Genomic DNA, 13,180 nt, shown 5'->3' on the forward strand with positions numbered 1-13,180 from the left:
TGGGGATGATCCGTTAGTGGCACCAGTGAAACGGGGGGAACGAATGTCATTGCGCGATCTGGTCCGTGCGGAAGCGGCCGCGTCGATGTCTGATGCGGAGCGGTTGGCGGCGATGCGGCAGTGGCGTCTGTATTTCCAGCGGCCGGAGGAGCCGGGCTTTCTGGTCTCGGAGACGGATGAGGGCCCGATGGTTCCGGTGTTCACGTCCTGGGAGGGCTTGGCGTTGTTCGCCGGTCCGTGCGGATGGGCGTCGACGACGGTGGCGGACCTGGTCGAGCTGTTGCCCGAGGGCGTACGCGCGCTGGTGGATCCGCTGGGCCCCAGGGCGTTCGTACTGGACACCGAAGCGCTGAAGGCCATGGACGGCCAGGGGGAACGTGATGGCGGAGCATGAGGGCGGGGCGGCGAGTTCTGGTGGCGCGGACGCTCCGAAGCCGGGTGACGGGTACAAGATCCAGATCGCTTCGGTGCGCAAGGTGCTGACTCCGCTGGAGGAGTCGGTGGTGGCGGCGCGGAAGATCAAGGACCACTGGAAGGCGTTGTCGGAGGACATCCAGAACTCGGCCGACTTCGACATCTACGACTCGAGCGAGAAGATGCTCTCGGCCTGGGGTTTTGGCATGGGCCGGGTGGCGGAGCACACGGACACGGTGGTGTCGACGCTGCGGCAGGTGATCGCCGCGTACATGCTGGCTGATCTGCTGCGGATCAAGGATTTCGCGCCGACCGAGGACAACATCGCGAAACTGCCTTTCGGCAAGGCCGGTATGAAGGCGTGGGAGGAAGGTTCGCGGCCGAAGTTCGATCCGCCGCCGGAGATCTATCAGGAGCCGTGGCTCGACGACGGCGGTGGCGGTGGCGGCAGTGACAGCGGGGGCACGGGCGGGACGTATGAGCCGCCCAGGAATCCGCGCAAGCTCTACGACGGGGGATGGGTGGATGACGGCGGGTCGAAGGGGACGATCGCGTGACGCAGCGTGATGCGATCGAGGGCGGGACGGCCGAGCGGATACCGCCGCACGCGAAGCCCTCGGATGTCATTCCCGGCAAGCCGTCGGACAGCGAGGATCTCGCGGTCAAGCTGCGCGCGTATGCGGGGGCGTTCAAGGACGGATACGACAAGCTCGATGTCCTGTCATTGATGGACTGGACCGGTGCCGCCTCGGACAGCTTCAAGGACGCGACGAAGAAGCTGCCCAAGGAGCTGGAGTCGGCGCAGACCTACTTCAAGGCGGCGGCGAACGCGCTGGACGCTTACGCGGACAAGCTGCGGTCTGTCCAGAAGCGGGTCAAGCCGATCATCGAGGACGCGGACGACGCGCGGGCGAAGTCCAAGAGCTACTGGAACAAGGTCACCGACTACAACGCGGCGGTGGACCGCAAGGCCGAGACGCTGCCGGAGCGTCCGCCGGAGGACGATCCGGGGATGTCCGCGCTGGAGGGCTGCTACAGACGGCTGGACAAGCTCGAGAGCGAGCTGACGCTGGTCGTCGACGCGGCAAGACGCAAAATCGACAAAGCCGCGGAGAAGGCCCCCAACAAGCCCCCGGGGCCCAGCGGCATGCAGAGGTTCAAGGACTTCCTCGGTGGTGCGGGCGACACCGTGGGCGGCTGGTACGAGGGCTTCGACGACATGGTCCACGACGGGCCCGACGGCGTCGGCCTGCGGCTGGCGGGCACCGTCGACGGTGTCGCCTACGCCGCCCAGCACCCCAAGGAGTTCGCCAAGGCGGCCGTCAACTGGGACGAATGGCAGAAGAACCCCGCCCGCGCCGCCGGTCAGCTCACTCCCGAAATCCTCCTGGCCCTGGCCACCGGCGGCGCCGGAACCGCACGCCGCGGTGCCGGCGTGGCCAAGAACGCCGCCCAGCGCCTCCTCAACCGCGAACGCGGACTGCGCCGCGACGGCAGCGCCCGCAAGCACGCCGACAAAGAGCCGGGGAAGAGCTGCATCTCGGACGGCGAGAAGAAGTGCGACGGCGATCCGATCGACGTCGCGACCGGCGAGATGGTCATGTCCGCCACCGACGTCACCCTCCCCGGCGCGCTGCCCCTGGTGCTGGGGCGGCACTACGTCTCCGGGCATCCGTGTGGTGGCTGGTTCGGCCGGACCTGGGCCGGGACCCTCGACCAGCGCCTGGAACTCGATGACAAGGGCGTCGTCTACATCACCGACGACGGCATGCTCCTCACCTACCCGGTGCCGAAGCCTGACATTCCCGTGCTGCCCACGCACGGACCGCGATGGCCGCTGTCCTGGGACGGCAAACCGGACGGCACGTTCACCGTCACCGCCCCCGAACGCAACCGCACCCTGCACTTCGCACCCCTCCCGGCGGGTGGCCGGGAGCTGGCCCTGACCGCGATCACCGACCGCACCGGGACCGGCGACCGCATCGACATCGCCTACGACCCCTACGGCGCGCCGACGCAGGTCACCCACTCCGGCGGCTACCGCATCGCCGTCGACACCGACCCGGGGCTCCTGCGCATCACCGCTCTGCGGCTGCTGCACGGCCAGGAGCATGAGCACAGCACGACGCTGGTCTCCTTCGGCTACGACCAGGCCGCGGACATGAGCGAGGTCATCAACTCCACCGGACTGCCGCTGCGGTACCAGTACGACGACGAGCACCGCGTCACCTCCTGGACCGACCGCAACGGCACCTGCTACGCCTACGTCTACGACCACCGCGGCCGGGCCCTGCGCTCCATCGGCCCCGACGGCATCATGTCGGGCCGTCTCCACTACGACACAGCCGCCCGCACCACCCGCTACACCGATTCCCAGGGCAACACCAACACCTACGTCTGCAACGAGGCGTACAAGGTGATCGCGGAAACGGACCCGCTGGGCAACACCACCCGCACCGAATGGGACCCCGGCAACCGCCACCCCCTCGCCGTCACCGACCCCCTGGGCCACACCACCCGCTACCGCTACGACGACGAGGACCGGCTCATCGCCGTCGAGCGCCCCGACGGCACCGTTGCCGAAGCCGTCTACGACGCCTGGGGCCTGCCCCTGGAGATCCGCGAGCCGGACGGTGCGACCTGGCGCCACACCTACGACGACCGCGGCGCCCGCACCGCCACCACCGACCCCACCGGCGCCACCACCCACTACGCCTACAACGCGCGTGGCCACCTCACCGCCATCACCGACGCCCTGGGCCACACCACCGAGGTCACCCCCAACCCCGCCGGTCTACCGGTCGCGGTCACCGACCCGCTGGGCCAGACCACCCAGGTCCGCCGGGGCCCGCACGGCCGCATCACGGCCATCACCGATCCGCTGGGGCATACGACCCGCCACGGCTGGACCATCGAAGGCAAACCCGCATGGCGTGAGGCCCCCGACGGCACCCGGGAGGAGTGGCAATGGGACACCGAGGGCAACCTCGCCCACCACACCGACGCCGCGGGCCACACCACCACCCACACCCACACCCACTTCGACCTCCCCGCCACCCGCACCGACCCCGACGGCGCCACGTACGCCTTCACCTACGACACCGAGCTACGCCTCGCCACCGTGACCAACCCCCAGGGCCTGACCTGGGACTACACCTACGACCCGGCGGGCCGCCTCACCGCCGAGAGCGACTTCAACGGCCGCACCCTCACCTACACCCACGACGCGGCCGGGGGCCTGCGGACCCGCACCAACGGCGCAGGCGAAACCCTCCACTTCACCCGCGACGCGCTGGGCCGCATCGCCGAACAGCTCACCGACACGGGCGAAGCCACGACCTTCGCCTACAACGCCGCAGGCCAACTGGTCCAAGCGACCAACCCGGACGCCGAACTGAGCATCGACCGCGACGCTCTGGGCCGCGTCCTGTCAGAAACCGTCAACGGCCGTACCACGACGTACGCGTACGACGCCGTGGGCCGCCGAACGGAACGCACCACCCCCAGCGGCCTGCACTCCACGTGGACACACGACGCAGCAGGCCGTCCCTCCACCCTCGACAACGGCGCGGGCGCCCTGTCTTTCACCTACGACGCGGCGGGCCGCGAAACCGAACGCCGCCTGGGCGACGGGGTGTCCCTCACCCAGACCTGGGACACCTCCGACCGCCTCACCACCCAAACCCTCACCGGTGGCTCCGACGCCGCCGACCGTCTCCTCCAGCACCGCTCATACGCGTACCGCGCGGACGGCTACCTCACCGAAATCCGCGAACTCACCTCCGGCACCCGCCGCTTCGCCCTCGACCCGGTCGGCCGCGTCACCGCAGTCCACGCCCACGGCTGGACCGAGACCTACGCCTACGACACGACAGGCAACCTCACCCACGCCACGGCCCCCGACCACGAAACCCCCGGCGACCGCGACTTCACCGGCACGATCATCCACCGAGCGGGCCGCACCACCTACGAACACGACGCCCAGGGCCGTCTGACCCGCCGCACCCGCAAACTGTTGAGCGGCCAGACCCGCACCTGGACCTACACCTGGAACGCCGAAGACCGCCTCACCGACGCCACCACCCCCGACGGCGACCACTGGCACTACACCTACGACCCCCTCGCCCGCCGCATATCCAAACAACGCCTGGCCGGGGACGGCACCGCCGCTGAATCCCTCGAATTCACCTGGGAAGACACCCGCCTCGCGGAACAGTCCACACAGGACGGCACCCACACCACCTGGGACTACACCCCAGGCACCCACCGCCCCCTCACCCAAACCAACCGAGACCTGGGCACTTCCCACTTCCACGCCGTCATCACCGACCTGGTCGGCACCCCCACCGAACTGGTCACCCCCGACGGCCACCTCGCCCGGCAAACCCGCACCACCCTCTGGGGCACCCCCCTCCCCGCCCCACCATCCGCCACGGACTGCCCCCTCCGCTTCCCCGGCCAATACGCCGACCCCGAAACCGGCCTGTACTACAACTACTTCCGCCACTACGACCCCGAAACCGCCCGCTACGCCACCCCGGATCCTCTTGGGCTGAGACCAGGTCCCAACCATTACGCTTACGTGACCAATTCACTGCTGTGGACCGATCCCCTTGGATTGCACTCATGTGGGCCGGATCAAATATCTCAGAACATCGCCGACCATGCATTGAAGTCGGCACAACGGCCAGATGGTAATGGCACACACTTCGTTCGAGGGGTCGACGAAAAAGCGTTGGCCCACTACGTGGACGGAGTCATCAACGGTAATGTGCCTAACGTTGTCACCAGGTATGATCTAGAGGAAGGCCGAGTGGGGTACTGGGACCCAGACAAGGGTGTCGTTGTGATTGAAAACGGCGACGGCGGAACCGTATTTACGCCAAAGGGCGGAAGGGGCTGGTTTGATAATGTGCTCGAATAGTGCGAACAAAAATCCCAAGGATCGATCCGGCCGCACGACAGTCCTGGACGCCACTCAATTCAGAGCCATTTTCCAGGTCACCATGCAACTTTACGAGTTCCAGGAGTCACGCTTGCGTGACCAGGGGTGCTCACCGGGTGATCTCGATATTTTGCTCACTGGTGTGAGGGATATTCGGCAGCTGCTGGGTAAGAGGCGGGCGGCGGAGCAATTCCGCATCGTCCTGAACAGTAATGCGGAGGCGGAATCCTTCGCTCTGTGGACAGCTGATGGTGAACAAAATCGGGAGCAAGGTCACGTCCCCGACGAAATCAGGGTGGAGGTTCCCCAGCGTATCGCGTATCGGTGGCCCACTCTTCTTCAGTTCGTGGTGTCGGCGCTAGGGGAGCGTGAGACATTCTATCGAACTGGATATAGGGAGAGTGAAATTTCAAGCGCGGTAAGTGCTCTCGCATTTGTCTGAGGATGGAATTCATTGAGGGGGCCTCAGGGCTTGCTGGTGCCGGCCCTGCACCTTCGAGGTCAATCAGTAATCCGTGTCTGCTTCGACGTGGCTCTCGCCATCCTCATTGGTGAGAATTATGAACTGCGAGTGGAGGTGAACGCGAGAATTCAGGCACTTGGTGGGGGTCTCGTAGTGAGCGTCCCGGTTCGCGCGCTTGAATGGAGAATCGGGTTGTTCAGTTCGCCGATCATGGCGACCCGGGTGTTCGGCGGGCCGCAGCACTAGCATTGGGGCATCTGGTCAGAATTCATGGTCGCGTCGGCGATGCGGCCGTGGCCGCGGTGGAGACGATTGCGTCCAGAGCTTCGGTTTGGGGATCATGGCCAGCATGAACATGAAGGGGAACCGGGCCGTTGAGGACTTCCTCCACTGGCGTGGTGCACTGGCCGACCTCATCCATGCGGTCCGGGACGAATGCGCGTCACCGGTCAGGACCCTCGACCGCGTCATCGTTGTGGCCGCGCTGGAGAAGGTTGTGGAGGGGCTTGGCAGAGCCCAGCGAGGTCTCCCTCTGGGCGCAGACGGTGCACTTTCGCGAGGACGTTGAGGTCGAAGAAGGGCACGAGGACCTGCTGACGCAGTTCCTGTTCGAGATCTCAACGCCTGAGTTGTTCGAGGCCGTCACACCCGATCTCTGCTACCGCTGGCTGGGCAGACTCCGCGCGTCGCTGGTGACGTCGCCGGTGGTCGGCCCGTGATGAGTGGGTTGAAAGCGGCCTTGGCCGAGGTTTCGTCTCCTTCATGGTCGCAACGTGTTCGTGCGGGGTGTGACCTTGCTTCCTTCGCTGATGTTCCTGAGGCTGCGGAAGCGTTGGTAGGGCTGTTGTTGGACGCCGAGGACACGGCGGTAACCCGATGGACGGCAGAGGCCCTGACTCGGGTGGGCACGGTGGCCGCCGTGAGGCTCATCGCTCTCGCGGTTGTCGAGGCTGACGACAATCATGCCGACTGGATGCAGACCGGGGTGCATGACGCGCTCGCGGGATCGGACCGTGCGCCGGACGTCGCAGCGGTCTGCGGGCAACTCGCATACAGTCCGGAAGAGGCTGTTCACCGGGGTGCCTTGGAGATCCGGGCGTGGGCGGGCGACGCAAGATGTTGAAGTGAGTCGAACTGCCTGGGCGGGTGGCCATCGCGATGAGTCAGTACTTCGACATGGGCAACGAGACACTGTGGAACCCCTCCAACGGGGCGGCTCGACTGCGTACCGCGATGCGGGAGCTGGACCGCTTCATGGCGCGATGACTATCGACCACCCACCGAACCATTTGTCACGTGGAGGGGACATGGACGGAATCTCTTTCTTGGCGGACCTCATTGCCACTGGCCGACTCCATGGAATCGGCCCTGGGGCCTCCATGAGGGAGGTCGACCAGGCAGTGAAGGCTGAGTTCATCGAAGTGGTCGATGAAGGGCATCAAACCCTGCGCAGAGACTACGGATTCGTGGAGCTGTACTTCTCCGGTCGGCCAGGGCCAGAGGAGTGGGTCATGACCAGCGGGGTCATCGAGGTGCACCGGCTGGCGGATGACAGCGAGGGCATGGCGGAGGAGTGGCGTCGGGACATGGGTGTCGACTTTCCCGCGTACTGTTCCTGGGCCGAGTTGCGGGAAGCCCTGTCCAGGACACCGGGGGCGCCCGAGTTCGAGCGCATACAGCAGGATGGCTACCTCGAATTCCTGGTGCGCGAGACGAACACCTCCGTGATCGTGGTGGACGATCGGGAAGAGTGCGATCACCGGCCGGGAAAGGGAGATGTGTGGAGTGTCGGGTTTAGCTTGAAGAGGTGAGGAGTTGACTGTGGAAGAGCTTCCGTTCTTCGCCGAGGTCAGAGTCGTCGCCTCGCCGGGGCGGCCGGATCTGCGCGGATACATCGGTGCGATCGTCGGCATTTCCGAGCCGCCCGACCCCGGAACGGAACCCCATTACGGGGTCATGCTCGACGGACTCGACGTCGTTTATGTGTTCACCGGCGAGCAGATTACGCCGACGGGGCGGGAGCGCCGGGAATCGGACTACTACGGGAGTTGACCAACCGGGCGTACTGGCCCGGGGCTATGCCCACGACTCGCTTGAAGTGGCGCGTCAGGTGGGACTGGTCGTAGAGGCCCACCGCGGGGGCCACCTCGCCCGGGGGGTGGCCGTCGAGGAGCAGGCGGCGGGCGAGGTCGATGCGGCGGGACGTCACGTACTGGTGGGGTGCGATGCCGAAGGCGGTGCTGAAGGCGCGTACGAGGTGTGCGGGGTGGGCGTGGAGGAGGCGGGCGGCCTCTTCCAGGGTGGGGGCTTCGCGGAGGTGTGCGTCGAGGAGGTCGCGGAGGTTGTGGGCGATGCCGGGGTGGGGCACCGGGGCGGCGACGGCCAGCCCCGGGCGGAGGTGTTCGCGCAGGCGCTGGCTGATGAGGGCCAGGCGGCTCTCCGCCTCGAGCTCGTCGCCCGGGGTGGCGAGGGTGGCGTGCAGCTGGGCGATGCGTCTGCGCAGGAGGGGGTCGGTGAGGTCCGGGTCGTCTACCGCGGGCCCGATGAAGCTCTCGTCCAGCTGCGTCATGTCGAGGTAGATCACGCGCTTGCGGAAGCCGTGGGAGGTGGCCGGGGAGCCGTTGTGGGGGACCTGTGGCGGCAGCAGGCTGACCGTGTCGTTCGGGGTGCCCCGCTCATGGCGGTCCAGGTCGTAGCGGACCGCGCCGTCGTCGACGATCAGCAGGGTCCAGGCGTCGTGGACGTGCATGGGGTACGCGTGCTCGGTGAAGTGGGCGTGGAAGACCTCGCTGACGCCCGGGACCGACGGGCGCCAGGCAGAGATTTCCTGTCGGGACGCCATGCAAAGAACGTACAAGACGGCGAGGGTGTGCGGCCTGCAGGCTCACATCATGAGCACGAGTGATGAGACGACTGAGAACGCCCCTGTCCGCTTCGATACGAAGATCGCCGTACTGCTGCGCGACGACCTGGAGACCTGGCAGCGGCTGAATGTGACCGCTTTTGTCGTCAGCGGGCTCGGCACAGTGGCGCCCGAGGTGATCGGCGAGCCGTACGCGGACGCCGACGGGACCGCGTATCTGCCGATGTTGCGCCAGCCCGTGCTGGTCTTCGAGGGGACGAAGGAGACGCTGACCACCGCGCACGGGCGTGCGCTGTCCCGCGCGCTGCCGAGGGCTGTGTTCACGTCGGATCTGTTCAGCACGGGCAACGACCGGGACAACCGGGCGGCTGTACGGGCGGTGGGGACTGATCAGCTCGACTTGGTGGGGCTGGCCGTGTACGGGCCGCGCAACGCCGTGGACAAGGTCCTCAAGGGTGCGCGGATGCACTCCTGAGCAAGGCCGAGGCCGGTCTGCCTCGCGCTACCTGATCTTCGCGGTGACGGCGCGGACGAGTTCGGGGGTCACCTTGTCGCGCCAGTCGAAGGGCGCCGCGTCCGGCATGCCTTCGAACGTCGCGGTGGTCTGCCCGCCGACCGTGAACAGGAGCGGGCCCTTGCGGCACGTCCAGTTCTGGTCGATGGCGAAGGCCATGACGCACTTGTCCGCCCCGTCCGTACCCTCACCGGGGTTGGTTCCCGGCGCGCCACTCTCGAAGTAGTCGGCTATCAGCTTGGGGTCGGCCACGGCGTCGATGCGGACCCAGGCCTGGGTCGCGCTGTACGTTTCACCCGGCAGCCGCATGACGTAGTCGCACTCGCCGTATTCGGACCGGTTGCTCGCCTTCCAGGAGGAGTCCGCGCGGAAGTCCTTGATCGAGAGTGCGGGGACCGTGCGGTAGGCCTGCTGTATGTCTTCGGCGTCCGGAAGGATCGCCGTGATGTCCTGTTGGGTCACCAATCCGCAAGCGTCCGGCCACTCGTCGGCGGGCAGGATCTTTCCGTCCGTCAGCGTGGGCACGTGGGCGGTCGTACCCCGCGACGGGGCCTTCCCGACGGACGTTTCCTCGGCGGAAGAGGAGACCAGGAGGGTCGCCAGGACGGAGGCGGAGGCCACCAGGGCGCCGAAAAGGACGAGCTGGGCTATGCGCTTCTTCTTCACGTCGGCCGATCTGCCCAACGGGGTCGGACCGAACCGCGTTCGCGGCGATCTTTGCAGGGGCTCCACGGACCGGCCGGGATCTGGAAGCTGTCCGGGGCGGCGTGCGATCCTCGGGGGGTGAACCTGGATGACCTGGTCCGATTGCGGCAGGCGCGGGACCGGATCGACCGGGACTACGCGCAGCCCCTGGACGTGCCCGCGCTGGCGCGCGGGGCGCTGATGTCGACGGGGCACTTCGCGCGCAGCTTCCGGGACGCCTTCGGGGAGACCCCGTACAGCTACCTCATGACGCGCCGGATCGAGCGCGCCAAGGCGCTGCTGCGGCGGGGCGATCTGTCGGTGACGGAGGTCTGCTTCGCGGTCGGCTGTACGTCGCTGGGGTCGTTCAGCTCGCGGTTCACGGAGCTGGTGGGCGAGAGCCCGAGTGGGTACCGGGCCCGTGATCATGAGCCGGGGGCGGCCATTCCGTCATGTGTCGCCAAGGTCTTTACCCGCCCGGTCAGGAACTCGGTCGGGAACCCGGTCGGGAATCCGGTCAGGAACGGAGAAGCGAAGCCCGCCGCCCAGTCGTAGCGTGGCATACATGAACATCACGCTTTCGACCTGCTTCATCGCCGTCGACGACCATGACAAGGCACTCGCCTTCTACTGCGACATTCTGGGCCTGGAGGTGCGCAATGACGTCGGATTCGAGGGAATGCGCTGGGTGACCGTCGGGTCGCCGTCGCAGCCGGACGTCAGCATCGTCCTCGAACCGCCCGCGGCGAATCCCAACGCCTCGCCCGCCGACAAGCAGGCCATGGCGGAACTGCTCGCCAAGGGCATGCTGCGCGGGGTTCTCTTCGCGACGGATGACGTGGACGCCACGTTCGAGCGCATCCGGGCGGCGGGCGGCGAGGTGCTGCAGGAGCCGATCGACCAGCCGTACGGCGTCCGCGACTGCGCCTTCCGCGATCCGGCGGGGAACATGCTGCGGTTCAACCAGCCGAAGCGCTAGCAACGACGAGCCGTCAGCCCCCGGCGGCCGGGGCCGCGCAGTCGCCGCAGGTGCCGAAGATCTCGATCGTGTGGGCGACGTCCACGAAGCCGTGCTCGGCGGCGATCGCGTCGGCCCACTTCTCGACCGCCGGGCCCTCGACCTCGACCGCCTTGCCGCAGGAGCGGCAGACCAGGTGGTGGTGGTGTTCCTCGCTGTTGCAGCGGCGGTAGACGGCCTCGCCCTCGGTGGTGCGGAGGACGTCGACCTCTCCGGCGTCGGCGAGGGACTGGAGGGTGCGGTAGACGGTGGTCAGGCCGACCGAGTCGCCCCGGTGCTTGAGCATGTCGTGAAGCTCCTGCGCACTGCGGAACTCGTCCACCTCGTCCAGCGCCGCCGCCACCGCGGCGCGCTGCCTGGTGGACCGGCCGCGTACTGGGGGACCCGCGGTCGCCACAGTTGCCTCCTCAACCTCGCTTGCCCGTAGTGCTCTGTCTGCTCGGCCATTGTGCCAGCTAACGGAATCGCTACGGACTAGCTAAGCATCACACGAGTACGTCGTCCTTGAGCGTGCACCGCCCCTCGGCCGCCGCGGCGGGACGCCTGGCCCGCCGTTTGGCCAGCGGAGCGGCGAGTGCGGTGATCACGGCGAAGACGCCGATGGCGAGGACGACGATGCTCGCGCCGGGCGGCACGTTCTTGTAGAAGGAGAAGACCGTGCCGGACAGGGTGACCACGACGCCGATGCCGACCGCCAGCGCGAGCGTCATCGCGAAGCCGCGGGTGGCCTGCTGGGCGGCGGCGACCGGGACCACCATCAGGGCGCTGACCAGCAGCAGGCCGACGACGCGCATCGCGACGGTGACGGTGACGGCCGCGGTGATGGCCAGCAGCAGGTTGAGCGTACGGACGGGCAGCCCGGTCACCCGGGCGAACTCCTCGTCCTGGCAGACCGCGAACAGCTGGCGCCGCAGCCCGAGGGTGATCAGGACGACGAAGGCGGCCAGCAGGCTGATCACGACGACGTCCTGCTGCGACACGGTGGTGATCGAGCCGAAGAGATACGTGGTGAGGTTGGCGTTGGAGCCGGTCGGCGAGAGGTTGATCAGCAGGACGCCGCCCGCCATGCCGCCGTAGAAGAGCATCGCGAGCGCGAGGTCGCCGCGGGTCTTGCCGTACCAGCGGATCAGCTCCATCAGGACGGCGCCGAGGGAGGAGACCAGGACGGCGGTCCAGACCGGATTCGTACCGGTCAGGAAGCCGAGCGCGACACCGGTGAGCGCGACGTGGCCGATGCCGTCGCCCATGATCGCCTGGCGGCGCTGGACGAGGTAGATGCCGACGGCGGGGGCGGTGATGCCGACGAGGACGGCGGCGAGCAGGGCCCGCTGCATAAAGGCGTAGTCGAGGACTTCCAGCATGTCAGGTCAGCAACCCTGTCCGGATCGGTTCGGCGTCGGGCGCCGCGTGGGGATGGACGTGATCGTGGCCGGGCAGCGCATGCTGGCCGACGGCCTGGGGCGGCGGGCCGTCGTGGACGACACAGCCGTCGCGGAGGACGACCGCGCGGTCGATCAGCGGCTCCAGCGGGCCCAGCTCATGGAGGACGAGGAGGACGGTGATCCCTGCGGCGACCTGCTCGCGCAGCGTCCCGGCGAGGATCTCCTGGCTGGCCAGGTCGACCCCGGCCATCGGCTCGTCCATGATCAGCAGCTCGGGTTCACCGGCCAGCGCGCGGGCGATCAGCACCCGCTGGTGCTGGCCGCCGGAGAGCGCCCCGACCGGGTCGCGGGTGCGGTCGGCCATGCCGACCAGCTCCAGGGCGCGGCGGACGGCCGCCCGGTCGGCCTTGCGTGGCGGCCCGAACCGGCGGCGGGCCAGCCGTCCGGCCGAGACGACCTCGCGGACGGTCGCGGGGACGCCGCTGGCCGCGGTCGTCCGCTGCGGTACGTAGCCGACGCGGGCCCAGTCGCGGAAGCGGCGGCCGGGGGTGCCGAACAGCGCCAGCTCGCCGCCGGTCAGCGGCACCTGGCCGACGACGGCGCGTACGGCGGTGGACTTGCCCGAGCCGTTCGCGCCGAGGAGCGCGACGACCTCGCCGCGGCCCACGGTGAGGTCGATGCCGCGCAGGATCGGGCGGCCGCCGAGCGAGGCGGTGGCGCCGCGCAGGGATATGACCGGGTCGGCGTCGGCCGCCGCCGAGGGGTCGGCCGCTGCCGGGGGGTCCGGCGTTGCCGAGCGGGCGGGTGTCGCGGCGCCTTCGGCCGTCGTCCGGCGTTCCAGCCGTTCGCCGGGCCGTGCGCTGCCGTCGGGTTCCTTTGCCATGGGTTCCTCCGTCG

15 protein-coding genes are annotated in these 13,180 nt (G+C 68.0%); 10 read left to right on the forward strand and 5 right to left on the reverse strand.

Annotated elements, in window-relative coordinates:
• The first annotated feature begins 43 nt into the window (after positions 1-43).
• The 7 genes from ABZ370_RS07695 to ABZ370_RS07725 all read left to right on the forward strand — a co-directional run bounded on the left by ABZ370_RS07695 (position 44) and on the right by ABZ370_RS07725 (position 7,874).
• Entirely contained in the window at positions 44-394 is a 351-nt protein-coding gene (locus ABZ370_RS07695; protein WP_358617884.1) for an SseB family protein, read from the forward strand.
• Positions 381-971: a hypothetical protein gene (locus ABZ370_RS07700; protein WP_358617886.1), complete on the forward strand. Its 591-nt coding sequence runs from the start codon at positions 381-383 to the stop codon at positions 969-971. Before ABZ370_RS07695 ends, ABZ370_RS07700 begins: the two co-directional genes overlap by 14 nt.
• Positions 968-5,338: a DUF6531 domain-containing protein gene (locus ABZ370_RS07705; protein ID WP_358617889.1), complete on the forward strand. Its 4,371-nt coding sequence runs from the start codon at positions 968-970 to the stop codon at positions 5,336-5,338. Before ABZ370_RS07700 ends, ABZ370_RS07705 begins: the two co-directional genes overlap by 4 nt.
• Before the next feature lie 990 nt (positions 5,339-6,328).
• A complete protein-coding gene (locus ABZ370_RS07710) occupies positions 6,329-6,541 on the forward strand; it encodes a hypothetical protein (RefSeq protein ID WP_358617892.1) in 213 nt (70 codons plus the stop codon).
• A 439-nt stretch (positions 6,542-6,980) separates the two neighbouring features.
• Positions 6,981-7,088: a DUF6086 family protein gene (locus tag ABZ370_RS07715; protein ID WP_358617894.1), complete on the forward strand. Its 108-nt coding sequence runs from the start codon at positions 6,981-6,983 to the stop codon at positions 7,086-7,088.
• A gap of 41 nt (positions 7,089-7,129) precedes the next feature.
• On the forward strand, positions 7,130-7,633 hold the full coding sequence (locus tag ABZ370_RS07720; protein ID WP_358617896.1) for a hypothetical protein: 504 nt from the start codon (positions 7,130-7,132) through the stop codon (positions 7,631-7,633).
• Positions 7,634-7,643: 10 nt separating this feature from the next.
• The gene (locus tag ABZ370_RS07725) at positions 7,644-7,874 is read left to right on the forward strand and encodes a hypothetical protein (RefSeq protein WP_358617899.1); all 231 of its coding nucleotides are present in this window, start codon (positions 7,644-7,646) and stop codon (positions 7,872-7,874) included.
• On the opposite strand, the gene ABZ370_RS07730 is transcribed toward ABZ370_RS07725, so the two are convergent.
• Positions 7,825-8,664 carry an AraC family transcriptional regulator gene (locus ABZ370_RS07730; protein WP_358617901.1) on the reverse strand — a complete coding sequence of 280 codons (840 nt, stop codon included), beginning with the start codon at positions 8,662-8,664 and terminating at the stop codon, positions 7,825-7,827. The two genes, ABZ370_RS07725 and ABZ370_RS07730, sit on opposite strands and share 50 nt — an antisense overlap.
• A gap of 49 nt (positions 8,665-8,713) precedes the next feature.
• On the opposite strand from ABZ370_RS07730, the gene ABZ370_RS07735 reads away from it, so the two are divergent.
• Complete coding sequence (locus ABZ370_RS07735) at positions 8,714-9,160, forward strand: DUF2000 domain-containing protein (RefSeq protein ID WP_358617904.1); 447 nt, start codon at positions 8,714-8,716, stop codon at positions 9,158-9,160.
• Positions 9,161-9,187: 27 nt separating this feature from the next.
• Here the strand turns inward: ABZ370_RS07735 and ABZ370_RS07740 are convergent, their stop codons facing one another.
• The gene (locus tag ABZ370_RS07740; protein ID WP_358617906.1) at positions 9,188-9,865 is read right to left on the reverse strand and encodes a hypothetical protein; all 678 of its coding nucleotides are present in this window, start codon (positions 9,863-9,865) and stop codon (positions 9,188-9,190) included.
• 117 nt (positions 9,866-9,982) lie between these two features.
• Here ABZ370_RS07740 and ABZ370_RS07745 point away from each other — a divergent pair, with 117 nt between their 5' ends.
• Together ABZ370_RS07745 and ABZ370_RS07750 are read left to right on the forward strand one after the other, a co-directional pair.
• Positions 9,983-10,438, forward strand: coding sequence for a helix-turn-helix transcriptional regulator (locus ABZ370_RS07745; protein ID WP_358617909.1), 456 nt, complete (start codon positions 9,983-9,985; stop codon positions 10,436-10,438).
• Between the two features lie 10 nt (positions 10,439-10,448).
• On the forward strand, positions 10,449-10,862 hold the full coding sequence (locus ABZ370_RS07750; protein WP_358617912.1) for a VOC family protein: 414 nt from the start codon (positions 10,449-10,451) through the stop codon (positions 10,860-10,862).
• 13 nt (positions 10,863-10,875) lie between these two features.
• Here ABZ370_RS07750 and ABZ370_RS07755 read toward each other — a convergent pair whose 3' ends face one another.
• From ABZ370_RS07755 to ABZ370_RS07765, 3 genes are all read right to left on the reverse strand, one after another.
• Positions 10,876-11,298, reverse strand: coding sequence for a Fur family transcriptional regulator (locus ABZ370_RS07755; RefSeq protein ID WP_358617915.1), 423 nt, complete (start codon positions 11,296-11,298; stop codon positions 10,876-10,878).
• 88 nt (positions 11,299-11,386) lie between these two features.
• On the reverse strand, positions 11,387-12,262 hold the full coding sequence (locus ABZ370_RS07760) for a metal ABC transporter permease (protein WP_358617918.1): 876 nt from the start codon (positions 12,260-12,262) through the stop codon (positions 11,387-11,389).
• 1 nt (position 12,263) lies between these two features.
• The gene (locus tag ABZ370_RS07765; RefSeq protein WP_358617922.1) at positions 12,264-13,166 is read right to left on the reverse strand and encodes a metal ABC transporter ATP-binding protein; all 903 of its coding nucleotides are present in this window, start codon (positions 13,164-13,166) and stop codon (positions 12,264-12,266) included.
• Positions 13,167-13,180: the final 14 nt, after the last annotated feature.

Source organism: Streptomyces sp. NPDC005962, assembly GCF_040629205.1.
GTDB lineage: Bacteria > Actinomycetota > Actinomycetes > Streptomycetales > Streptomycetaceae > Streptomyces.

Bases quoted from the DNA above. Each gene is read 5' to 3' on its own strand.
- ABZ370_RS07695 (WP_358617884.1), top strand. From the start codon at position 44: ATGTCATTGCGCGATCTGGTCCGTGCGGAAGCGGCCGCGTCGATGTCT.
- ABZ370_RS07700 (WP_358617886.1), top strand. From the start codon at position 381: ATGGCGGAGCATGAGGGCGGGGCGGCGAGTTCTGGTGGCGCGGACGCT.
- ABZ370_RS07715 (WP_358617894.1), top strand. From the start codon at position 6,981: ATGAGTCAGTACTTCGACATGGGCAACGAGACACTGTGGAACCCCTCC.
- ABZ370_RS07720 (WP_358617896.1), top strand. From the start codon at position 7,130: ATGGACGGAATCTCTTTCTTGGCGGACCTCATTGCCACTGGCCGACTC.
- ABZ370_RS07730 (WP_358617901.1), bottom strand. From the start codon at position 8,664: ATGGCGTCCCGACAGGAAATCTCTGCCTGGCGCCCGTCGGTCCCGGGC.
- ABZ370_RS07735 (WP_358617904.1), top strand. From the start codon at position 8,714: ATGAGCACGAGTGATGAGACGACTGAGAACGCCCCTGTCCGCTTCGAT.
- ABZ370_RS07750 (WP_358617912.1), top strand. From the start codon at position 10,449: ATGAACATCACGCTTTCGACCTGCTTCATCGCCGTCGACGACCATGAC.
- ABZ370_RS07760 (WP_358617918.1), bottom strand. From the start codon at position 12,262: ATGCTGGAAGTCCTCGACTACGCCTTTATGCAGCGGGCCCTGCTCGCC.
- ABZ370_RS07765 (WP_358617922.1), bottom strand. From the start codon at position 13,166: ATGGCAAAGGAACCCGACGGCAGCGCACGGCCCGGCGAACGGCTGGAA.